Origin of the sequence: Kutzneria sp. CA-103260, assembly GCF_018263855.1 — a bacterium.
In the GTDB taxonomy this organism is placed as follows: Bacteria; Actinomycetota; Actinomycetes; order Mycobacteriales; family Pseudonocardiaceae; genus Kutzneria.
In genome coordinates, this window is the sequence record NZ_CP073318.1 from 7,003,908 (window position 1) to 7,025,906 (window position 21,999).

The 21,999-nt window shown below is 69.5% G+C and carries 23 protein-coding genes; 8 read left to right on the plus strand and 15 right to left on the minus strand.

Annotated features, from left to right (window positions below):
* Positions 1-28: 28 nt before the first annotated feature.
* From JJ691_RS30720 to JJ691_RS30785, 14 genes are all read right to left on the minus strand, one after another.
* Positions 29-517: a hypothetical protein gene (locus JJ691_RS30720; protein ID WP_211763082.1), complete on the minus strand. Its 489-nt coding sequence runs from the start codon at positions 515-517 to the stop codon at positions 29-31.
* Positions 514-993, minus strand: a complete 480-nt coding sequence (locus JJ691_RS30725; RefSeq protein ID WP_211763083.1) for a hypothetical protein — start codon at positions 991-993, stop codon at positions 514-516. The genes JJ691_RS30720 and JJ691_RS30725 overlap by 4 nt, the downstream gene beginning before the upstream one ends.
* Positions 994-1,064: 71 nt before the next feature.
* Entirely contained in the window at positions 1,065-2,156 is a 1,092-nt protein-coding gene (locus tag JJ691_RS30730; RefSeq protein ID WP_211763084.1) for an MCE family protein, read from the minus strand.
* A complete protein-coding gene (locus tag JJ691_RS30735; RefSeq protein ID WP_211763085.1) occupies positions 2,156-3,079 on the minus strand; it encodes an MCE family protein in 924 nt (307 codons plus the stop codon). The genes JJ691_RS30730 and JJ691_RS30735 overlap by 1 nt, the downstream gene beginning before the upstream one ends.
* Positions 3,079-4,050, minus strand: coding sequence for an MCE family protein (locus tag JJ691_RS30740; protein ID WP_211763086.1), 972 nt, complete (start codon positions 4,048-4,050; stop codon positions 3,079-3,081). The genes JJ691_RS30735 and JJ691_RS30740 overlap by 1 nt, the downstream gene beginning before the upstream one ends.
* On the minus strand, positions 4,050-5,036 hold the full coding sequence (locus tag JJ691_RS30745) for an MCE family protein (RefSeq protein ID WP_211763087.1): 987 nt from the start codon (positions 5,034-5,036) through the stop codon (positions 4,050-4,052). The genes JJ691_RS30740 and JJ691_RS30745 overlap by 1 nt, the downstream gene beginning before the upstream one ends.
* Positions 5,033-6,046, minus strand: a complete 1,014-nt coding sequence (locus JJ691_RS30750) for an MCE family protein (protein ID WP_249227118.1) — start codon at positions 6,044-6,046, stop codon at positions 5,033-5,035. The genes JJ691_RS30745 and JJ691_RS30750 overlap by 4 nt, the downstream gene beginning before the upstream one ends.
* Positions 6,043-7,188, minus strand: coding sequence for an MCE family protein (locus JJ691_RS30755; RefSeq protein ID WP_211763088.1), 1,146 nt, complete (start codon positions 7,186-7,188; stop codon positions 6,043-6,045). Before JJ691_RS30755 ends, JJ691_RS30750 begins: the two co-directional genes overlap by 4 nt.
* Positions 7,185-7,970, minus strand: a complete 786-nt coding sequence (locus tag JJ691_RS30760; protein WP_211763089.1) for an MlaE family ABC transporter permease — start codon at positions 7,968-7,970, stop codon at positions 7,185-7,187. The genes JJ691_RS30755 and JJ691_RS30760 overlap by 4 nt, the downstream gene beginning before the upstream one ends.
* Positions 7,970-8,719, minus strand: a complete 750-nt coding sequence (locus JJ691_RS30765; RefSeq protein ID WP_211763090.1) for an MlaE family ABC transporter permease — start codon at positions 8,717-8,719, stop codon at positions 7,970-7,972. Before JJ691_RS30765 ends, JJ691_RS30760 begins: the two co-directional genes overlap by 1 nt.
* On the minus strand, positions 8,716-9,405 hold the full coding sequence (locus tag JJ691_RS30770; RefSeq protein ID WP_211763091.1) for a hypothetical protein: 690 nt from the start codon (positions 9,403-9,405) through the stop codon (positions 8,716-8,718). Before JJ691_RS30770 ends, JJ691_RS30765 begins: the two co-directional genes overlap by 4 nt.
* A gap of 272 nt (positions 9,406-9,677) precedes the next feature.
* Entirely contained in the window at positions 9,678-10,166 is a 489-nt protein-coding gene (locus JJ691_RS30775; RefSeq protein WP_211763092.1) for a hypothetical protein, read from the minus strand.
* An 84-nt stretch (positions 10,167-10,250) separates the two neighbouring features.
* Complete coding sequence (locus JJ691_RS30780) at positions 10,251-11,420, minus strand: outer membrane protein assembly factor BamB family protein (protein ID WP_211763093.1); 1,170 nt, start codon at positions 11,418-11,420, stop codon at positions 10,251-10,253.
* A 50-nt stretch (positions 11,421-11,470) separates the two neighbouring features.
* Entirely contained in the window at positions 11,471-12,217 is a 747-nt protein-coding gene (locus JJ691_RS30785; RefSeq protein ID WP_211763094.1) for a DUF427 domain-containing protein, read from the minus strand.
* 168 nt (positions 12,218-12,385) lie between these two features.
* On the opposite strand from JJ691_RS30785, the gene JJ691_RS30790 reads away from it, so the two are divergent.
* The 3 genes from JJ691_RS30790 (at position 12,386) to paaI (ending at position 15,332) form a co-directional block, all read left to right on the plus strand.
* Positions 12,386-13,621, plus strand: coding sequence for a DUF6801 domain-containing protein (locus JJ691_RS30790; RefSeq protein ID WP_211763095.1), 1,236 nt, complete (start codon positions 12,386-12,388; stop codon positions 13,619-13,621).
* A 210-nt stretch (positions 13,622-13,831) separates the two neighbouring features.
* Positions 13,832-14,956: a helix-turn-helix domain-containing protein gene (locus JJ691_RS30795; RefSeq protein WP_211763096.1), complete on the plus strand. Its 1,125-nt coding sequence runs from the start codon at positions 13,832-13,834 to the stop codon at positions 14,954-14,956.
* Positions 14,949-15,332 carry a hydroxyphenylacetyl-CoA thioesterase PaaI gene (paaI, locus tag JJ691_RS30800; RefSeq protein ID WP_211763097.1) on the plus strand — a complete coding sequence of 128 codons (384 nt, stop codon included), beginning with the start codon at positions 14,949-14,951 and terminating at the stop codon, positions 15,330-15,332. Before JJ691_RS30795 ends, paaI begins: the two co-directional genes overlap by 8 nt.
* Here the strand turns inward: paaI and JJ691_RS30805 are convergent.
* Positions 15,323-16,306 (minus strand): glycosyltransferase, encoded by a 984-nt coding sequence (locus JJ691_RS30805; RefSeq protein ID WP_211763098.1) that lies wholly within the window; start codon positions 16,304-16,306, stop codon positions 15,323-15,325. The two genes, paaI and JJ691_RS30805, sit on opposite strands and share 10 nt — an antisense overlap.
* 428 nt (positions 16,307-16,734) lie before the next feature.
* On the opposite strand from JJ691_RS30805, the gene JJ691_RS30810 reads away from it, so the two are divergent.
* The 5 genes from JJ691_RS30810 (at position 16,735) to JJ691_RS30830 (ending at position 21,936) form a co-directional block, all read left to right on the plus strand.
* Positions 16,735-18,228 carry a sugar transferase gene (locus JJ691_RS30810; RefSeq protein WP_442912486.1) on the plus strand — a complete coding sequence of 498 codons (1,494 nt, stop codon included), beginning with the start codon at positions 16,735-16,737 and terminating at the stop codon, positions 18,226-18,228.
* A 1-nt stretch (position 18,229) separates the two neighbouring features.
* Positions 18,230-19,141 carry an NAD-dependent epimerase/dehydratase family protein gene (locus JJ691_RS30815; protein ID WP_211763100.1) on the plus strand — a complete coding sequence of 304 codons (912 nt, stop codon included), beginning with the start codon at positions 18,230-18,232 and terminating at the stop codon, positions 19,139-19,141.
* An 81-nt stretch (positions 19,142-19,222) separates the two neighbouring features.
* Positions 19,223-19,891 carry a polysaccharide deacetylase family protein gene (locus tag JJ691_RS30820; RefSeq protein WP_211763101.1) on the plus strand — a complete coding sequence of 223 codons (669 nt, stop codon included), beginning with the start codon at positions 19,223-19,225 and terminating at the stop codon, positions 19,889-19,891.
* A gap of 81 nt (positions 19,892-19,972) precedes the next feature.
* A complete protein-coding gene (locus tag JJ691_RS30825) occupies positions 19,973-20,887 on the plus strand; it encodes a glycosyltransferase family 2 protein (RefSeq protein WP_211763102.1) in 915 nt (304 codons plus the stop codon).
* Positions 20,887-21,936 carry a GNAT family N-acetyltransferase gene (locus tag JJ691_RS30830; protein WP_211763103.1) on the plus strand — a complete coding sequence of 350 codons (1,050 nt, stop codon included), beginning with the start codon at positions 20,887-20,889 and terminating at the stop codon, positions 21,934-21,936. Before JJ691_RS30825 ends, JJ691_RS30830 begins: the two co-directional genes overlap by 1 nt.
* Positions 21,937-21,999: the final 63 nt, after the last annotated feature.

Consider the following 21,999-nt stretch of genomic DNA (forward strand, 5'->3'; position numbering starts at 1 on the left):
GACCGGTAGGTACTCGGACAACGGTTCGCTACTTCGTTCGCAGGTCAGTGATCACCCAGTGGTCGCCTTGACGCTGGGCGGTCACGGTCAGTTCGGCCGCGGCCAGGCTGCTCTGGTTGTTGTCGCCGCGGGTGGCCTGCTGGTCCAGGAAGACCAGCAGCTGCGCGTGCTCGCCCTGCAGCAAGGTCACGCCGCTGTCCACCACTTTGGTCGTCAGCATCAGCTTCTGCGCCGGCGCCTGGCTTTTGACCTGGGAGAACAGATCGTTGTACTGGTTGCGGGCGTTGCCGGTGAGGGTCCGGGTCGCGGCCTGCTCGGTGGCGGCGGTGTTGTCGTAGCGATAGGAGAACACCTGGCCCAGCGCGGTGTTCATGTCCCCGATGACCTTGCTGGTCGCGGCCGGGTCGACCAGGGCCCGATTGGCGGTCGCGGGGTCGTCCCACAGGCCGGCGGACTCGATGCGGAACCAGCTTCCCAGGGCCACCAGGGCGATCGCCGCGGCGATGAGCCACTTCACGACTGCACCTGCACCGGCGCGAGGGCGCTGACCTGCCAGCCTTGGTCAGTACGGGTGAGGTCGGCCTCGAACCGCGTGCGCTTCGCGGTCTTCGCGCCGCCGTCCGGGGTGACGTCCAGCTGCACGGCGGCGATCAGCTTGGCGGTGCCGGCCCGCTGGTCGAGCGCCGTCACGGCGGCGTCGACAACCTGGGCCGTGGTGACGGTTTTGGCCTGTTCCAACTGTTTCCGGCTGTCCTGGCCGGTTTGCGCCAGCTGGTCGTGCAAGGTGCCGGTGGAGGCGGCCAGCCAGGCCTTCAATCCGTCGTCGACCTTGCGGTAGTCCAACGTGTTCAAGGTGGCGATGCCCCTTTCCGCGGCCTGGGTGACGGCCTGCCGGTCGAGGGCGAACAGGCGGGAGTCGTCGTGCGCGGCGCTCCACCACGACCAGCCGCCCCACGCGGCGAACACCGCCGCCAGCATCACCACGATCTTCATCTCGACTCCTCTCTTTTTGTCATGAAGGGCCCCATCCGCACGTTGAACGTCAGGATGGGGCCCTTCATGACTCATCCGTTCGGGGCGTTCTGGGCGCCGCGGACGCCGGTGCCGGAGTCGGCCGGCAGCGTGCAGCGGGCCTGGGTGTTCAACGGCTGGCCGGGCGTGACATCCAGTCCTGGCTTGCGGTTCGTGCCGTCGTAGCCGGCGGTGCAGCCGAGCGGGTCGAAGAACGTCAGCGACAGGCCGAAGTCGGCGGTGCCGTTGGCGATCGAGGTCGAGCCGGCGGCAATCGCCTGCGGGGCATCGACCAACAGTTCCTGGATGGCGTTGTGGCGGCCCAGCGCGACGGTGGAGGTGGTCAACAGGTTGGCGATCAGCACGCCGAGGCTGGGGTCGGTGTCCCGGATCAGCTGGCTGACCTGGATCGACAGCTGCGGCACGGCGCCGATGAAGCGGCGCAGGTCGCCGTCGGAGCTCTGCAGCTGCTCGGCGATGAGCTTGGCGTTCGCACCGAACTGGCTCAGCGCTTGGGCTTCGTCGTTCTGGGTTTTGAGCACGGTGGTCGAGTCGGTGACGAGCTGGGTCAGCTGCGGCATGTGCTGCGTGGCCGCGTCGACGAAGGAATGCGTGCTGTCCAACAGGGTTTGCAGATCGGTGGTCGTGCCGTGGGTGGCCGTGTCGAGCTCGTCGACCAGGGTGTGCAGGGAGTCGGGCGGCACCGATTCGACCAGACTGTCGATGTTGGTGAGCAGAGTCTGCGCGGGCAGCGGGATCTTGGTGTCGGTCTGGGGAATGACCGAGCCTTGCTGGAGGGTGGGACCGTCGGGCTTGCGGGGCTTGAGATCCACGTACTGCTCCCCCACCGCCGACCGGTTGGCCACCACCGCGTCGACATCGGCCGGGATGCCCTGCTGGACAAGGTTGAGCGTCACGTCCACGCCGTCGTCGGTGAGGGTGATCGGCCCGACCCGGCCGGCCGGCACGCCCCGGTAGGTCACCTCGGCGTTGGTGAAGATGCCGCCGGCGTCGGCCAGCTTCATGGTGACGGTGTAGCCGCCGGTGCCGAACAGACCGACGTAGCGGGCCGCGACGTAGGCGACCGCGGTCAGGCCGACCAGCAGGAACGCGACGACCTTGATGCGCACCCCGAACGTCAGCATCAGTGGCCGTCCTTCAGGTAGACGTTGAGGTAGTCGCCCTTGATGTCGTCGAGCACCGCGTCGGTGAACGGGAAGGTCACCAGCACCTGCAACGCCTTCGGCAGGTTCTCCCCCGCCGCCGCCAACTGCTGGAGCGTCGGCTGCAGGGCCTTCAGGTCGGCGACGAGATCATCCTTGCTGCGGTTGAGGGTGTCGGTGGCGACCGCGCTCAAGCGGTTGAGGGCGTCGACCATCTTCGTCAGGTTGTCCCGCTGCTGCGCCAACACAGTAATGCCCAGCGTCAGCCCGTCGATGGCCCCGACGATCTGACTCTTGCGGTCGTCCAGAGTCTGGGCCAGTTTCGCCATGCCGTCCAAGGCTTTAGTGATGTCGTCGCGGCGCCCGTCCAGACCGGCCACTAGCAAGTCTATTTTGGACAGTAGGTCGCGGACGTTCTCCTCGTTCCCGTCCAGGGCCGCATTCACCTGCTGGGTAATGGTCTGGAGTTGGGCCACGCCGCCACCGTTGAGCACCATCGACAGCGCCCCCAGCACCTCTTCCACCTGCGGGTTTCGGTTGGTTCGGGCGAGCGGGATCATCGCCCCGTCGGTCAGCGCCGGCCTGCTGCCATTGGCCGTCAGCTCGATGAACTTCTCGCCGAGCAGGCTGGACTGTCGGAGGTAGGCGTGAGCGTCGACCGGCAGGCGCACCTCGCCGTTGACCGTCATGGTCACCAGCGCGCTCCAGCCGTCCGGGGCGAGCCGTACCGTGTCGACCCGTCCGACCGGCACGTCGTTCACCCGCACCGCCGCCTGCGGCACCAGGTCCAGCACGTCGGCGAACTGGGCCGTGACCCGGTACGGCCGGCTGCCGACATCCGCCCCGCCCGGCAGCGCACAGGCCGTGACGAGGAGAAGCGTTGCCAGGGCGAGGAGTCTGCGCATCAGCCCACCGCCGGCAACGGCAGGACCGGCTGCTCACCGGGCGCGAACTCCCTGATGTTGACCCGTCCGGACAAGGACTTCGCCGTCGGGTCGTAGGCGTTGAGCACATTGCCCAGGGCCAGCGGCGCGACCTTCAGAGCCTCGTCCAGCGACGCCCGCTCCTTGGTCAACACCTGGCTGACGGCCGACAGCTTGTCCACATTGGACTTGAATCGGCTCCGGTTGTCCTGGATGAACTGCTTCACCGCTTGCAGCGCCGTGGCCAGCTGGGACAGCGCCGCACCCAGATCGTTCCGGTCGGCCGCCAGGAAGTCAGAAACCTGGGCCAGCCGGTCGGTCACATCCCGGACCTGGTCGTCGCTCGCGGCCAGCGTGGCGGTGAACTTCTGCAGGTTGTCGACCGTGCCGGTGAAGTCGTCCTTGCTCCCGGCCAGCGTGCCCGCCGCCTGACCCAACTGCTTGATCATCGTGTTCAGCTTCTGCCCGTTGCCTTCGAGCACTTCCGCCCCGGTCTTCACCAGGTCGGACAGCGCCCCGTCGCCGTTCGCGCCGTCCGGACCGAGGGCGGTGGCCAGCTGGTTGAGGCTGCCGTACAACTGGTCCAGCTCGACCGGCGTCGCCGTGTCGTCCTCCCGGACCGTCGCGTCCGGCCCGAGCTCGGGTCCGGTCGAGTACGCCGGCGCCAGCTGGACGAACCGATCGGACACCAGGCTCGGTGCCATGATCACCGCCTTTGCCTCGCGCGGCACCTTGATTCCCGGCTCCACGGTCAGCCTGACCCGCACCTGCGTGCCAGCCGGCCGGACCTCGTCCACCGTGCCGACCTTGACCCCCAGCACCCGCACGTCCGACCCGGCGTAGACGCCCACCGCTTCGGTGAAGTAGGCCGTGATGTGCAGCGATGGCACGACATTCAACGGGCCGAACACCGTACTGGCCATCACCAGGAGCACGCTCAGGAGCTGGTTCATCAGTTGCCTCCCGAGCCCGGAGCCGCACAGTCCCGGCCCGGCGTCGACGGCACCAGTCCGCACAGATACGTGTCGATCCACCGGCCGTTGCCCAATGCGTTGTCCAGCAGCCGGTAGTAGGGCCCTAGCAGGGACAGTCCTCTGTCCAGGTTGTCCTGGTTGCGGTGCAGCACATCCGTCACCCGGTCCAGCTGCTCCAGGGTCGGCCCCAGCTGCGCGGTGTTGTCGCTGACCAGCCCGGCCAGCTGCTGGGCCAGTGCCTGGCTTCCCCGCAGCAGGCCGGAAATCGCCGCCCGTCGCTGCTGGACCTCTTGCAGCAGCAGCGCGCCGTCCCCGATCAGCTGCTGGAACTGGTCGTCCCGGTCGGCCAGCGTCTTGGTGATCTGCTGGGTGCCGGCCAGCAGCTGCTTGAGCTGGGTGTCGCGGTCCGAGATCGACTTGGCCAGGCCGGACAGGCCGTCGACGGTGGCCCGGATGTCGGCCGGTGCGTTGCGGAACGTGTCGCTGAGGACCTGGAAGCTCTTGGCCAGCTGGCCGGTGTCGATCTGGGTCACGGTGCCGGCCAGGTCATCGAACGCCGCCACCACGTCGTACGGCGCGGCTGTGCGGTCCCGGGGAATGGGCTGGCCCGGATCCTGCGGGCCGCTGCCCTTCGGGTCCAGCTCCAGGTACTTCTGGCCCAGCAGCGTCTTGATCTCGATGGATGCCGTGGTGCGGTCGCCGATCCAAGCGTCCCGGACCCGGAACGCCACCCGCACCTGGTTACCGGCCAACGCCACCGCCGTCACCTCGCCCACCTTCACCCCCGCCACCGCCACCTCGTCGGCCGGCTTCAGCCCCGCCGCCTCGGTGAAGTAGGCGGCATAGCCGGTGGTCCCGAACGGCAGCTCGTCGGCGAAGAACACGGCCGCGGTGACGAGCGCAGTCACCGTCACGCCGACCACCGCGACCAGCACGGGGTTGAGTTCCAGGAAGCTGCGTTTCATCGGCACCTCCCTGCCGTCACCGGAATCCCCGGTGTCGCGCCGCCCGGGGGTGCGGGCGCGTCCGTGGTGGCCCCACACAGGTAGAAGTTCAGCCAGGAGCCGTAGGACGCCGTGCGGCCGATGGCGTCGAGCTTGGTCGGCAGAGTGGCCAGGAACTGGTTGACCAGGCCCTCGTTGGCGGCCAGGTTGGCGGCCACCCCGCCCAGTTGGGCGATGTCGTCCTTGAGCGGCTGGCGACCCTGCTGGAGCAGGCTTGTGGTGGCGTCGGCCAGACCGGACAGCCCGCTGACAGCGTCGCCGATCGACGTGCGGTCGGCGGCGAGGCCGGTGACCAGCTGCTGGGTCGTGGACACCAGCGCCGATAGCTGGTCGTCGTGGGAATTCACCTGGGCCAGCACGGAGTTCAAGTGGTCGACGACCTGGCCGATCACTTGGTCCCGTTGGGCCAGCGTGGACGTCAGGGAGGCGGTGTGGGCGAGCAGGTCGTCGACAGTGCCGCCCTCGCCCTGCAACACCTGCACGATCTCGCCGGCCATCTGGTTGACGTCACCGGGCGACAAGGCCCGCAGCAGGGGCTTGAACCCGTTGAGCAGCGCGGTCAGGTCCAGGGCCGGGGAGGTGCGGGCGAGCGGGATCTGCCCGCCCGGGGACAGCAGTTGGTTGGGATCGCCGGCGCCCTCGCCGAGAGCGATGTAGCGCTGCCCGACCAGATTCCGGTATTTGATCGCCGCGGTGGTCGAGGCGGGCAGCGGATGATCCCGTTCCACCGAGAACTCGACCTCGGCCACCCGCTGCTCGGCTACGGTGATCCGCTGCACCTGCCCGACCTTCACGCCGGCGATCCGAACGTCGTCGCCCACGGCCAGTCCGATCGCGTTGCTGAACCGGGCGGTGTAGTCGACGGTGTCCCCATTGCCGGGACTGGCGATAGCCACGGCCAGCGCCGCGGTCGCTACACCGGTGACCAGAACGAAGACCAGGCCCTTGATCAGCGGGACCTTGATGGTCACCGGACAGTCACCTCCGTCCCACGATAGAGCGGCCCGACCAACACGCTGGCCCAGGTGGGGACGTCCTGGCCCAGCAGCGCGCCGATGAAGGTGTTCTCCTGCACGGAATTGGGCGCAGCGGTCACTGGGTAGCAGGTGGGGTTTCCCTGGTCGTCGTAGCCGGGCGTGTCCTTGCCGGGCACGTACTTTCCCCTTGCCGGCTGGACGTTCACCGTGACGTGCAGGCCGGGTTCGTTGGTTCCCTTGCCCAGCACCTTGTCCATCTCCGGCGCGAAAGCGGTGAGGGCTCGCAACATGCACGGGTACTCGGGCGAGTACTTGGCCAGCAGGCTCAGGGTCGGCACGCTAGCGTTGGACAGTCGGATGATGTTGTCGCCGTTGCGTTGCAGGAAGGTCGCGAGGTCCTGGGAGCCGGTGGTGAGGTTCTGGAACAGGCTCACCAGGTTGGCCCGCTGGTCGGCAATGGTGCGGCTGGTGGTGGTGAGATCGGACAGCGCCTGCACGACATCCGGGGCGATGCGGCTGTAGTTGTCGGTCACCTGCGCCAGTTCCCGCAGGCCGGCGGTGAACTCGTCGAGGTGCGGGGTGAACTGGTCGACGTCGCTGCCCAGCCAGGTAAGGGTCTGGCCGAGCGCCGCGCCGCGCCCGGCCAGCGCTCCGGCCAGAGTGCTCAGGATGGCGGAGAGCTTCTGCGGCTGCACGGACTGGAGCATCGGCATCAGCTCGCCGACCACCTGCTCCACCTCGACCGCCGCCGCTGAGCGGTCCTGTCCGATCACATCCCCGGCGGCCAGGTGGCGGCCGACTTTGCCCTGCGGGGCAATGAGATCCACGTAGCGCTCGCCGAACAGGGTCTTGGGTAGCATGCGCGCGGTGACGTCGGCCGGGATCTGGTTGACCAGGTCCGGCCGCAGGGCGAGATCGAGTTCGGCCCCAGCACCGTCGGTGCGGACGGCCCGGACCTCGCCGACGACCACGCCCCGCAGCTTCACCTCCGCGTCGGGGTGCAGCTGGTTGCCGACGTGGTCGGTCCGCAGCGTCACCAGCGCGACCGACGTGAAGTCCTTGCGGTACACGGCCACCGCCAGCGCCACGACCAACGCCATGATCGCCAGGTAGACCAGGCCGAACAGCCGCTTCATCCGGCCACCTTGACCGTGGTGGTGGCGCCCCAGATGGCCAGGCTGAGGAAGAAGTCCAGCATGCTGACCGCGACGATGGTGGTCCGCACCGCTTTGCCGACTGCGATGCCGACGCCGGCCGGGCCGCCGGTCGCGCGGTAGCCGAAGTAGCAGTGCACCAGCATCACGACGACGCTGAACACCAGCACCTTGCCGAACGAGTACAGCACGTCGTCGGGCGGCAGGAACAAGCCGAAGTAGTGGTCGTAGGTGCCGGCCGACTGGCCGTAGAACACCACGGTGATCTCCCTCGACGCGAGGTACGAGCAGAGCAACCCGATGGCGTACAACGGAACCACGGCGACGAAGCCGGCCACGACCCTGGTGCTGACCAGATACGGCAGGCTGCGCACGGCGATGACCTCCAGCGCGTCGACCTCCTCGGCGATCCGCATCGCCCCCAGCTGGGCGGTGAAGCCGGAACCCACCGTCGCCGACAGGGCCAGGCCCGCGACCAGCGGGGCGATCTCCCGGGTGTTGAAGTAGGCCGACATGAAGCCCGAGAACGCCGCCACACCGATCTGGTTGAGCGCCGAATACCCTTGCAGACCAACGACAACACCGGTGAACACGGTCATGCCGACCATCACGCCCACGGTGCCGCCGATCACCGCCAGCGCGCCCGAACCGAAGCCGACCTCGGCCAACAGGCGGATGACTTCCTTGAAATAGCGTCGGATCGCGAACGGGATCGCCGCCAGGGCGCGCAGGAAGAACAGCAGCTGGTCGCCGAGCGCCTCCATCACATCCCCTTCGACGGCACGATCCGCAGGTACACCGCGGTGATCACGGCGTTGACCAGGAACAGCAGCAGGAACGTGATCACCACCGACTGGTTGACCGCGTCACCCACGCCCTTCGGCCCACCCTTGGGGTGCAGGCCGCGGTAGGACGCCACCACGCCGGCCAGGAAGCCGAAGATCATCGCCTTGAGCTCGCTCACCCACAGGTCCGGCAGCTGGGCCAGGGCCGCGAAGCTGGCCACGTACGCGCCGGGCGTGCCACCCTGCATGATCACATTGAAGAAGTAGCCACCGGCCACGCCGACCACGCTTACCAAACCGTTCAGCAGCACCGCCACCGAGGTCGCGGCCAGCACCCTCGGCACCACCAGCCGGTGGATCGGCGAGACCCCCAGCACCGCCATCGCGTCGATCTCCTCGCGGATCGTCCGCGACCCCAGGTCGGCGCAGATCGCCGAGCCGCCGGCGCCCGCGATGATCAGCGTCGTCACGATCGGGCTGGCCTGCTGGATGATCGCCAGCACACTCGCCGCCCCGTCGAACGACTCGGCCCCGATCTGGGCGGTCAGCGAGCCCAGCTCCAGGCCGATCACCGCGCCGAACGGGATCGAGACCAGCATCGAGGGGAGGATGGACACGCCGGCCACGAACCAGAACTGCTCGACCAGCTCCCGGTACTGGAACGGCCGCCGCAACAGCTGGCGGAGAACTTCCAGCCCCAGTGCGAACATCTGGCCTACGGCGGTCATCGGGCCGCCTCGCAGGTCGCCGTGCCGCCACAGAGGAACGTCAGCACCGTGCGCAACGTGTTGCCCGGGCCGGAAACCAGGCCGGTGAACAGCGGGTCGAGGTTCTCGGTGACGCCGCAGTGGTGGAACGGCGGGATGGTGAACGTGCCGGAGATGGTGCCGGTGGACAGCGGGCTGAGGAACGGGCCGCTCTGCACGATCACCGCCTCGTCGCTGCGACAGTTGGGGCCCATGTTCAGCGGCACCCCGTGCACCTTGGCGCTGGTCAGGCCGAATGTCGCGTGGATGGTCGCGGTGAGGGTTCCGTTCAGCAGCACCGACTGCACCGGCGCGGTGGAGACCACGGTGATCGTCGCGGTGGCCGGCATGAAGCCGAAGGTGACGAAGTAGCTGTCGGCCGGCGGCAGCGTGAGCGCGCCGGTGATCTCCACCCGCAACGGGTTGCTGCCCGGCACGATCACGAACTGGCCGTCCAGCCGGCCCGGCCCGATGACCAGATCGGAGCCCAGCTTGGCGACCCGGGTCGTGGTGTCCACCCGATAGTGCACCGGCGTTGGCGGGTTGTCGGCCGGCTGCGCGCTCGCCGGCACGTTGTCGGCCGCCGGTGTCGGGGCCGCGTTCGCCGACGTCCCGGCGCCGATCGCGCAGCCGATCAGGACGGCGAGCGCCCACCACCGCTTGGCCATGAATTCCCCATCGCCGAGAATTGCCTGCCGGCGGACGCTACCCACGAGTAGCCGGCCTCACAAGGAAAAGTGGACGCCGGCCGGAAACTTGTCAGAGGCGGATAAATTCCACGACCCAACCATTGCGCAGCCCCGACAAACTCAGGGTTTGAGTGTCTCCAAGACACCCAAACCATGCCGGGCCAGGTCTCCAACCACCCCAAACCTCCCGGGTTTGTGGCGGTTGGCGATCTCCACGGCGGGGTTTGTAGGTCTTGGAGACACTCACACTCTTAGCAGCCCTCGGCCTTGGTGAAGGCGCGGTCGAGCGCGGCGTTCTGCCGGAGGGTGGTCTTGGGGTCGCCGGCATCGCTCAGGGCGGCCATCCCCGTGTTCACGTCGGCGACGGCCTGGGACAACCCGGCATCGTCGCCGGGGGCCACCTGAGCGAGACGGGATCTGGCCTGGTGCAAGGACTCCTGGGCGGAGTCGATGGTGGCCAGGGCCTTGGCCACGGCCGAGGAGCCATCCGGCACGGGCGGCGGGCCGGCGGCACGGATGGCGGCGGCCTCCTTGGCCAGGCCTGCGGCGAGGGTGTCGAGGAAGGAGGCCAGGTCGGCAGGGGTCTGTTGCGGGGCGGCGGTGATCGAGGGCGTGGCGCGGCAAACGCTTGCGGCCCAGGCGATGGCCGGGGCGTCCGGGTCAGGGGCGGGTGGTGGCGCGCCGCAGGCAGTGAGCAGCAGAGGGCCCAGGAGCAGGGCAGCAGATGCGGGGCGAATCATGCGGGCAGGGTCGACCTGCCCGAGCGAAGCCGACAAGACGGCCGACAGAATTTGTCACGGACGCACAATCCCCGCCCGAAATCCCTAACCGATGGACGTGAGAACGCCGTTGCGGGAGCCGACGATCAGGTGACCGTCGGCCGAGAGAGCCGGATAGGAGTCGACCGGGGCGCCGACGTTGACGTCGAACAGCACGTGGCCGTCGGGGGAAAGACCGAAGACATGGCCGGCCTGGTTGGCGTAGTACAGCCGGTAGGAACGATCCAGCACGGTGGAGCTCCAGATCTCCTGACCATCGACCTTGTACGACCGGGCGACCTTGCCGGTCGTCACGTCGAACGCGGTGACGGTGCCGCCGTGATCACCGACGTAGGCCAGCCCGCTGGCGGTGACGGCCGGCGACGAGTAGGTGATGAAGCGCGGCACGCTCCACGCCTGCGACCCATCCGGGTGGTAGGCCCACTCACGGGAGCCGTTGGTGCCCAACAGAACCGTGCCGTCCGGCCCTAATCCGGCCGACACCTCGGTGATGTCGTCGTGCGGGTCGCGGTGCCACCGGACCGCGCCGCTGGCGTCGACGGCGGTGACGCCAGCGTCGGCGGTGGTGTAGATCCGCGACCCGTCGGTGACCACGGACCCGTATGACGTCTGCCCCACCGAGACGGTCCACAGTAGACGGCGGCTGCCGACGTCGATGGCGCTGACGTGCCCGGCGAGGTCTCCGACGTAGACGACCTTGCCGTCCACGGTGGCCGGCGAGGTCGGCGTTCCCGGCAGCACCACCGACCAGAGCAGCTGGCCAGCCGGGGACAGCACCAACAGCCGCGGACCGGGCGTAGCGAACACGATGTCCCCACTGGGCAATACCAGTGAGGACACCGAAAGATCACCGCCGCCGGTGTACCCCGAGTCGTAGGTCCACCGGTCCTCGCCGGTCGCCGGATCGATGGCGTGCAGCACGCCGGCCGACGACGAGGCGTAGATGGTGCCATCCAAGCCGATGACCGGGCCGGGCGTCACCGCGCCTTCCAGGTTCCGCCGCCACCGCACGGTGCCCGACACCGGACCATCCGATGTGGACGATCCGCTGTGCCGGGCGTCGTGCAGCGCGGCCGGCCACGCCGACCACGTCAAGACGCCCGGCCCCGAAGACGGCAAGGCGGTCGAGGACGAGACAGTCGCCACCGGAGCGGCCACCGGTGCGGCGCAGCCACCGACGAGCAGCAAAGCCATGGCCAGCAGTAACTTCCGCACGACTCCACCCTAACCACGAGTGGGCCGTGAAGATCCTTACGGAAGTCTGACTACGAGAAGTGCGTCTGCGGCCGCGCCAGCTCGACCCCGTCCACGAACACGTCCACCTTCTCGTTGTAGAAGGCGATCATCCCGGCGATCGGCAGCAGCTGCCGGGTCGGGAAGTCGTAGCACCAGGCCAGATCCGCGTGCACGGTGTCGCCGGAACGCACCGACCAGTACCCGGTGGTCCGCCCCTTGTACGGGCACGCCGTCTCGGTCGACGACGGCACCAGGTGGGAGAAGTCGACCTCGGTGCGGTTGAGGTAGTAGCGGGTCGGCAGCCCGGTCTCGAACACCAGCACCGGCGAGGAGGACTCGGCCAGCGCCAGCCCGTCCAGCTCCACCCGGACCGTCCGGGTCGAGCGCAGCGCGTCCACCCGCGTGTACGGGTTGCGCGGGTGGACGAAGATCTCCTCGTCCTCCTCGAACCAGGAATCCAAGGCGTCCCAGTCGAACTTGACCAGGCCGTCCTCGAACACCCGGACCGTGCCGGGCAAGCTGGCCGAGTCGACGCGCAGCCCGTGCCGGCGGGCGGGCCCGTGGCGCAGCTGCTGCACATGGTCCTCGTCGACCAGCACGTCCGGATCGATGTCGGCGACGGGGATGTAGTACTGCGGATAGAAGGGCCATTCCCAGACGTAGCGGGCGTCGGTCGTGTCGAAGACGGTCCGGCCGCCCAGCACTCCCCGCACGCGGCGGGGCGCCGGCTCGCTGTGGCCGGCCGGCACGGGCGCTTCGGGATAGTCGCGCGTCACGAGTTCGAGCCTAGGTTCTTGTCACGGGGTGAGCAATTCCCACAACACCAAATCTGTCAGGGAACCGCAACTTTCCCGCCCCTTCTTGCCGGCCGGTAAGGCCCTCATTAACTTCGGCCGGCAGACACGTTCTCTTCTCGGGGCTGACAACACGAAAGAAGGACGGCTGTGAATCATCGAACATTGGGGGCGGCCACCGCGGCCGCGCTGGTGCTGACCGGCCTGGCCGTCGGGGCCGGCGTGTCGGCGGCGGCATCCACCGCGGTGGACAAGACGCTGACGTTCACCTGTCCCTTCCCGCTGATCGGCAACCAGACGCTGGCGGTGCGGATCAAGGCCACCATGTCCACTCCGGACACTGTCGGCGGCGATCTGGTGACGACCGACTTCTCAGCCACGGCAACGGTTCCGCCCACCGCCACGCAGGGCCTACAGCTGGTCGGCGCGACCACCATCGAGGGCACCGCGCAGGCCGGCGTGACGCTGAACGAGGCCGGAACCCCGTTGGACATCACCATTCCCGGCCTGACCATCCCGTCCACGCCGGTGCCGGCCTCGGGTTCGTTCGACACGGTGGCCTCCGGCCCGGTGCCGACCGCGACGATCACCAAGGCCGGCACCACCACCGTGAGCGTCGGCGGCTTCTCCACCACGCTGACGCCGAAGAAGGCCGACGGCACGCCGACCGGCCTGGGCACCTTCACCTCCGACTGCACCCTGAACCCGGGCCAGGACGCGCAGCTGATCAGCTTCCAGGTGTCCGACGGCCCGCCGCCGACCACCACCACGACCACCCCGCCCCCAACGACCACCACCACTACGACAACTCCGCCGCCCACAACAACAACCACGACAACAACCGCACCGCCGACCACGACAACGGCCCCCGGCGGTATCACCTACAGCTACGGCATCAAGGGCCGCTCGGTGCTCAAGAGCCTGCACGGCACGGTGCCGATCAACGGCGGCATCACCGCTAAGCTCGACCTGAGCACCGGCAAGTACACCGCCGACCTGGCCCTCGACCCGACCACCGCCAGGTTCAGCATGTTCGGCTTCCTGCCGGTCACCACCAGGATCGCCTTCCGGCCCGAGGGCAAGACCACCGGCGCCGTCACCAACGGCGCACTGGACGCGACCTCCAAGCTGACCATCAAGATGCCGCAGATCAGTGTGTTCGGGCTGCCCATCAGCCGGTCCAACTCCTGCGGCACCAGTAAGCCGTCGGTGGTCAGGATGACCTCCGGCCCCGGCTTCGACGTGCTCAAGGGCGGCAAGCTCAGCGGTGGCTACGCGATCGCCCCGCTCACCGGCTGCGGTCCGTTCACCGGATTCATCAGCGCGTTGGCCAGCGGCCCCGGCAACACCATCGACCTGACCCTGGCCGCGAAACCGACCGCGTGACGACAAGGCCGCCTTGCCTGTGGCAGGGCGGCCTTGTGCACGAAACCTGCATTCGGTGTGCCTGAGAGCGGGACTCGCGGGGGTTTGTCACCGGCTGACAAGCCGCGGTCGGAAAAGCTGTGAAAGGACTGACAAGAACCGGCTCGCCTTTGACAGCGGACAGTAAGGTCGCAGCAGCAGAATTCCGGTGTCACAACGAGGTGGCGAGCGATGACGGCTGTCCGCACCGACGCGAGCCAGCTGTGGGCCCGCGTGCCCAGTCACCTCGGGGCCCGCTTCCGCCCGTATGCCGGCCGGCTGGCCCGGGACGTGGTCCGCGAGATCCAGCACGCGGTCCCGGCCTACGCCCGCCCGCTGCGCGGCAAGTTCGGCCAGGTTCTGGTCGGCGGTGTGGAGCGGGCGATCGTGCACTGCTTCGACAGCGTCGGCAACCCGCGGGCCGAGAGCACGGAGTGGACTGCCTGGTTCAGATACGTCGGCCGGGTCGAGTTCAGCGAGGGCCGCGGCACCGAGTCGTTGCAGACCGCGGTCCGGGTCGGGGCCCGCGTCGCGTGGCGCAACCTGTCCAGCGCCGGCCGCGAGCTCGGCATCCCGCCGGACGTGCTGCTGCTCACCGCCGAGGCGATCTTCGCCTACGTCGACGAGCTGTGCCGGGTCGCCGTCGAGGGCTACGCCGAGGCGCGGCGCCAGGCCACCGCCGGCGACGAACGCCAGCGGACGCAGCTGCTGCGGCTGATCCTGGCCGACCCGCCGACGCCCACGGAATCGATTGAGGCGCAAGCGCTTGCCGCCGACTGGCCACTGCCGCCGAGCGTCGCGGTGATCGCCCTCACCGCCGACACCCCGGCGCCGGCCGACGGCCTGACCGACGGCAGCTGCATCCTCACCGCCCACCCCGACCAGGTGGTCCACCGCACCGCGGCGCTGCTCGCCGTCGGCCCGACCGTGCCGCTGGCCCAGGCCCGGCAGTCGCTGATCCTGGCCCGCCGCGCGGTTGTCCTGGCCCAGCGCGGCGTCATCGCCGGCCCGGTCGTGCGCTGCGACGACCATCTGCTCACCCTGCTGCTGCACGCCGACGACTTCCTGCTCGACGAGCTGAGCCGCCGCTGCCTGGCCCCGTTCGCCGGCCTCACCCCGAAGCAGCGCGAGCGGCTGTCGGCCACGCTGCTGGCCTGGCTCGACACCCGCGGCGGGGTCAACGAGATCGCCGCCCGCCTCGACGTGCACCCGCAGACCGTGCGCTACCGCATGCACCAGATCGACCGGCTCGCCGGCCACCTCATCCACGACCCGGTCCGCCGGCTGGAACTGGAGATCGCGCTGCGGCATGGTTGACGCCGTGTACGACCGCGACCACGCCAGCAAGTCGCTGGGCATCGTCATCGAGCAGGACGAGCCCGGCCAGGCCACCGCCACGATGACCGTCACCGAGCCGATGCTCAACGGGCACGGCATCGCCCACGGCGGCTACGTGTTCCTGCTCGCCGACACCGCGTTCGCCTACGCGTGCAACAGCTACGGCCCGGTGACTGTCGCCCAGTCGGGCCAGGTGACCTTCCTGCGGCCGGCGGCGCTGGGCGACGAGCTCGTCGCAAGGGCGACCGAGCGCGACCGCTTCGGGCGCAACGGCATCTACGACGTGACGGTGACGCGGGCGGACGGCGCGGTGATCGCCGAGTTCCGGGGGCAGAGTCGTCAGACTCAGACCTGAACGCGGGTCCAGGTGTGCAGCACCTTCTCCAGGGCCACCGCCGACGCGGCGCCGTCCATGGCCGCCGCGGTGCGCAGACCGCCGCCGACCAGCCGCAGGCGCAGCTCGCGGTCCAGCATCAGCCGGACCAGCGACTCGGCCATGGCGTGCGCGTCGCCCGGCTCGACCAGCAGGCTGTCCCGGTCGTGCTCGGCGAACTCGGACACGGCGCTGCCGCGGACGCCGACCACCGCCGAGCCGCACGCCATCGCCCGGGCCGCGCTCGCCGCGCTGCCGAGGTGGACGGCGTCACGCTGGTACACCTGGCGCACCAGCTCGTAGGTGGGCAGCGACCTCAGGTAGCGGATCCAGCTGGGGAGCTGCTCCGGGCGGCGACCTTCGCCGAAGGCGGTGACCTCCATGGTGGGCAACAGGGCCCGGGTCCGTTCCAACGCCTCCAACGCGGTCGCCGCCCCGGAGTCCGGTCCGACCAGCACGCTCACCCGGTGCCCGCGCGGTAGCGCCGGATGTGGCGGCCGGAAGACCGCGAGGTTGAGCCCCTGCGACACGACTGTCACGGCGGAGCTGGGCACACCGAGTCCATTCAGGACGCCGGCGAGGCGCTCCGACGTGGCGATCTTGGGCACGGCCAGCCGCAACTCAGGGTCCGCCCCCCACTGCTCACGGGACTGAACCAGCTGCCCTGCCCGACCGTGGCGGTCGGACAACGCGGGCAGCAGCTTCGACGTGCTGGCGTCGGTCGCCAGCACGACATCCCCGTCCGGCACGCAGTCCGGGGTCAACCGTGCGGTCGTCACGACCCGCACCGAGGACAGGCCGCGGCCCCTGCGCGACCAGCCGGGCACTCGCAGCCCGGCCCGCGCACGCAGCCGGACCACGCTGATCTCGTGGCCACGGGCCGCCAACTCGTCGGCATATCCCTGGATCACCTGCGCACCGACAACCGGTGTCGGACACACGAAGGTGACACGCATACCGGCACTCCACTCCACTAGAGACGTCAGATGCCCCGCACATCGAGCCCGGGGCCCCGACGTTACGACCCCGTGGGGCCGCAACCGGTTCAACTGCGCCACCCCCGCCGGGGTTATGCGGCCGTTCAGCCCAATCCGCGACCACGCCGGCGGGGCTGTTGTCACCGTCGGTAGCCGACATGAGGGTGACTGCGGCAAACGCAGCAACGCCGCTGAGCCGAGTGCAGCACGTCGTCCCTCGACCGGGTGGTCATCGCGGGTTTTGTTGCCAGCAAAGCGAAAGTGACGCTGTAACGCGCCGTGTGCGAAACCCGAGAAGGATCGTGGACGTCCACCTCGTTCTCCTTGATCCAACACCGTTGAGGTCGTCGCAGTCGGTCCTGCACAAGGGAATGCGTATGAGAGGGCAACCGAGGGGGACCCCGAGGATGGCACTGCTGCCGCACGAGCACTCGCACCTGTTGGCCGTCACGTCCACCCGATTCCGCGGCCGGCACCGGCACCACCGGTCGCCGCTGACCGTGTGGGAGAGCCGGTACCGCACCGCGGTGATCATGTCCGATGTGCTGGCCACCGCGATCGCCACCCTGCTCGCGACCGTCCTGATCGGACGCGAGCTGCCCGACTACCTCGGCCAGCTGCCCCGGCTGGTCAGCGTGGCCGCGCTGCTCATCGTGGTCGCCGCGCTGCCGGCCAACCGCGCCTGGGACCCCAAGGTCCTGGGTCAGGGCGCCGAGGAGTTCCGAAGACTGGGCAAGGCGCTGATCGCCACCGCCGTGACACTGTCGGTGGCCGGCGTCGCCTTCGAGCTGACGCACCTGCGGTTGTGGGTGTTCTTCGTCGTGCCGGCGGTCGGGGTCATCGCGTTCCCCGGCCGCTATCTGCTGCGCCGGCTGCTGCACAGCCGCCGCGGCAAGGGTGAGTGCCTGCTGCCGGTGATGGCCGCGGGCAGCGTGGAGTGGGCGGCCGACCTGATCACCCGCACCCGCAAGGAGCCGCACAACGGCTGGCGGGTCGAGGCCGTGTGCACGCCGGACGGCTTCGGCCAGGACGGCACGCAGGAGGTCGCCGGCGTGCCGGTGGTCGGCGGGCTCGGCGACCTGACCGAGCGGGCTCAGCCCGGCGGCTACCGGGTGGTCGCGGTGGCGTCGGATCCCTATTGGACCCCCATGCAGCTGCAGCGACTGGCCTGGGAGCTGGAGGACACCGAGTCGGAGCTGGTGGTCGCGCCGGTGCTGATGGAGCTGGCCGGGCCGCGGCTGCACGTGTCCGGTGTGGTCGGCCTGCCGCTGCTGCGGGTGCAGGCGCCCACGTTCGGCCGGGCCAAGCGGGTGATCAAGAACATCGTCGACCGGGTCGGCGCGCTGGTGCTACTGACGCTGCTGACGCCGGTGCTGCTGGCCATCGCGGTGATCGTCAAGGCCGACGACCGCGGTCCGGTGCTGTTCCGCCAGAAGCGGATCGGCCGCGGCGGCAAGCCGTTCACCATGTGGAAGTTCCGCACCATGGTGGTCAACGCCGACGCGCTGCTCGACCAGCTGCGGGCCAGCAACCAGGGCGCGGGCCCGCTGTTCAAGATGCGCCAGGACCCGCGGATCACCGGGCCGGGCCGGCTGCTGCGGCGGTACTCGCTGGACGAGCTGCCGCAGCTGGTCAACGTGCTCACCGGCGGGATGTCCCTGGTGGGGCCGAGGCCGCCACTGCCGCACGAGGTCGAGCAGTACGGCTCGGACGCCGGGCGGCGGCTGCTGGTCAAGCCGGGGCTGACCGGGCTGTGGCAGATCAGCGGACGCAGCGACCTGCCGTGGGAGGAAGCGCTGCGGCTGGATCTGCGGTACGTGGAGGACTGGTCGCTGGCGTTGGACGCGGTGATCCTGTGGAAGACCGTGCGCGCGGTCTTCAGCGGACAGGGTGCGTACTGACATGGCCGGCTGGCTGGGGGTGCGGGCACTGGTGACCGGCGCGACCGGGTTCATCGGTTCCCACTTGGTGAAGAGGCTGACCAGGCTCGGCGCCGTCGTGCACGCGGTGAGCCGGCGGGTGCGCGCGGAGGACGCGGTGACGTGGCACGTCGCCGACCTCTGCGACGCCGACCAGGTCAGCGACGTGGTGCGTGCGGCGGATCCGGAAGTGGTGTTCCACCTCGCCAGCGAGGTCACCGGCGCGCGGGAGGTCCGGCTGGTCCGGCCCACCCTGGAGAGCAATCTGGACAGCGCGGTCAACCTGCTCACGGCGGTCGCCGACGCCGTGCCGACCGGCCGGCTGGTGCTGGCCGGCTCGGTGGAGGAGCCGCGACCCGAGGACGGCGACACGGTGGCGTGTTCCCCGTACGCGGTGGCCAAGTGGGCTGTGTCGGGCTACGCGCGGATGTTCCACCAACTCTGGGACGTGCCGGTCACCACGCTGCGCATCGGCATGGTGTACGGCCCGGGGCAACAGGATCTGCGCAAGCTCATCCCGTACGTGACAACGGCGTTGCTACGCGGTGAGTCCCCGGCGCTGACCAGCGGAACCCGGTTGGTGGACTGGATATACGTCGACGACGTGGTCGACGCGTTCCTGGCCGCGGCCGGCTCGGAACGGGCGCCGGGGCAGGTGTTCGACATCGCGTCGGGCAGCCAGCTGTCGATCCGGGACACCGTGGAGCTGTTGGCGAAAATCATCGGGGCGCACCAGCAACCGCGCTTCGGGGCCGTCGCCGACCGGCCGCTGGACCGGGCCCAGGTGGCCGACATCGGGCCGGCCGGTGAACTGCTCGGCTGGCGTCCACGTACTAGCCTGGAGACCGGGCTGCGCCGGACGGCAGCGTGGTATTCCACGACATGGGCTAGGTAACTCTCCTACCCTGTAACGGATTCGACCGGAACGTCCGATATCCCAAGCGATCGGTCAGGGTTCGCTGGAGGTGGGACGCTCATGTCGGTGTCGGTCGTGAACCTGACGGTGCACGGGATCGGACCGACCGAGCGCCCACTGGAACCCGACGAGGACCGCACCTGGGTCACCGTCGAACAGTTCGAACAGGTGCTGGACGCGGCGGTGGGGCGATCGGATGTGCGGATCACCTTCGACGACGGCAACGCCTCCGATGTGCGGATCGCGTTGCCGCGTCTGGTGGAACGAGGTCTGAAGGCTGACTTCTTCGTGCTGGCCGGGCTGTTGGGACAGCCCGGCCGGCTCGACCTGCCCGGACTGCACGAGCTGATGCGGGCCGGCATGCGGATCGGCTCGCACGGCTGGGCCCACCGGGACTGGCGGCGGCTGACCGACGAGCAGGCGCGCGAGGAGATCGGGCAGGCCAACAAGGTCCTGGCCGAGCTGACCGGCGAGCCGGTCACCGAGGTGGCCATTCCCTTCGGCTCCTACGACCGGCATGTGCTGCGCCGACTACGCCGTGCGGGTGTGCGGCGGGTCTACACCAGCGACGGCGGCCGGGCCACTGCCGACTCCTGGCTGCAACCCCGCAACAGTCTGCACCACGACATCGGACCCAAGTGGGCGCACGAGGTGCTGACCGGGCAGCCGTCCTTGCCCCTGCGTGCCCGCCGAACGGCCGCACGCGCGGTGAAGCGGTTGCGCGGCTGACGCCAAGGCCGTTGCCCCGCAACACCATTAGGGAATATGCGCGGTGGTAACGAGCGCCGCCCGGCGCACGATGACGTGCACATGAGGGCACGGACCGCGATCGTGGTCGTCACGTACAACAGCGCGCCGGTGCTGGGCGACTGCCTGCGTTCCCTGGCGCGCGGCGCCGAGGGCGTCGAGCTGACCGACGTCGTCGTGGTCGACAACGCCTCCCGCGACGGCACGCTCGACCTGGCCGAGACGTTCACCGACCTTCCGATGAGGACGGTCCACATGGGCCGCAACGCCGGCTACGCCGCCGGCATCAACGCCGGGGTCAACCAACTGGACCTGGCCACGCTGGACTCGGTGCTGGTGATCAACCCCGACTGCCGGCTGGCCCCCGGCGGGCTGGCCACGCTGGCGGACGTACTGACAGTGCCTGGCCGCGGCATCGCCGTGCCACGACTGGTCAATCCGGATGGCTCGCTGCAGCCGTCGCTGCGCCGCACACCCACTGTGCGTAGAGCATTGGTGGAAGCGGTGATCGGCGGCACCCGAGCTGGACGAATCGGCAAACTCGGTGAACTGGTAACAGATCCGCGCGAGTACGAGCGGGCTGCGCCGGCGGCCTGGGCGACCGGGGCGGCGATGCTCATCTCGGTCGACGCGCTGCTGCAGACCGGGCCGTGGGACGAGTCCTTCCTGCTCTACAGCGAGGAGACCGAGTTCGCGCTGCGCGCGGCCGACCTCGGCTGGTCGCTGTGGTACGAACCGGCGGCGGTGGTCGAGCACATCGGCGGCGACTCGGACACCAATCCCATGCTGGCCGCGCTGTTGGCGGTGAACAAGGTGCGCCTGTTCCGGCGCCGGCGCGGCTTCATGCCCGCACTTGCCTACTACATCGCTGTGGTGTTGGGCGAATCGGCGCGGGCGATGGCCGGCCGACAGACCTCGCGGGCCTCGGTGGCCGCGCTGCTGCGGCCATCCCGCCGAATCCAGACGTTGGCCGGCTGATGCGCTGGCTGCGGTTCGACGAGCTCGGCCCCCGCGAGCTCGACGCCTGGCACGCCATCCGCGCGGACAACCCGGCGCTGGACAGTCCCTACTTCCACCCGGGATTCGCCGCCGCCGTGCACGAAAGCGGACGGACCGTGCACGTCGCGGTGGACGGCGACCAGGCCGGCGCCATCCGCGCGTTGCTGCCCGGTCACCGTGAGGGATCGATGCTACGGCCGGTCGGGTGGCCGGGCGCCGACTTCCAGGGTCCGCTCGTGCGCCCTTCGGAGTCGTTCTCCCCCTTGGCATTGCTCTCCGCAGGCGTCCGGTCGTTCGAGTTCGATCATCTGGTGGAGGGCGTCGCGGCATTCGAGCCGTGGATCCGGTCCCGCCGGGTGTCGCCGTACGTGGACGTGCGCGGCGGCCTGGACGGCTATCTCGGCCGGGCCTCGAAGTCGGGGCGGGACAACATATCCCAGGCCCGGCGGCGCACGGCCAAGGCCGAGCGCGAGCTGGGGCCGGTGAAGTTCCAGGTCGACGTGGTCGACGGGGAGCTGTTGGACCAACTGGTGGAACTCAAGCGTGGCCAGTATCGGGCAACCGGCGCAAGGGACTTCTTCGCCGAGCCCGATCGGCGCAAGCTCCTGCACCGCTTGCTGCGCACCCGGGACGCGAGCTTCGGCGGACTGCTGTCCACACTGCACGCCGGCCCGAACTTGATCGCTGCTCACTTCGGCATCCGCTCGGATTCCGTGCTGCACTGGTGGTTTCCGGTGTACGCGCCCGAGCACGGCCGGCTCGCGCCGGGCTGGATGTTGTTGCGTGAACTAGTCATCGCGGCGCCCGCGCTGGGCATCGAGCGGATCGATCTGGGCCGCGGCGACGACGAGTACAAGCGCCGGGCCAAGACCGGCGAAACCCAGGTCTGCCAAGGGATCGTGACCCGCAGTTCGAGCCGGCTGGCCCTGCGCCGACTGGGTGACGGCGTGGTCGCCGCGGCCAAATCCTCCCCGCTGGCACCGGGATTGCGCCGAGTGGCCCGAGGGTTGCGGAACCTGAAGAGGTAACGAGGCCGTTGCCTTCCCCGATCAATGGGTGCGCGCACGTCGAGCGCCATGGAGGCATCGCAG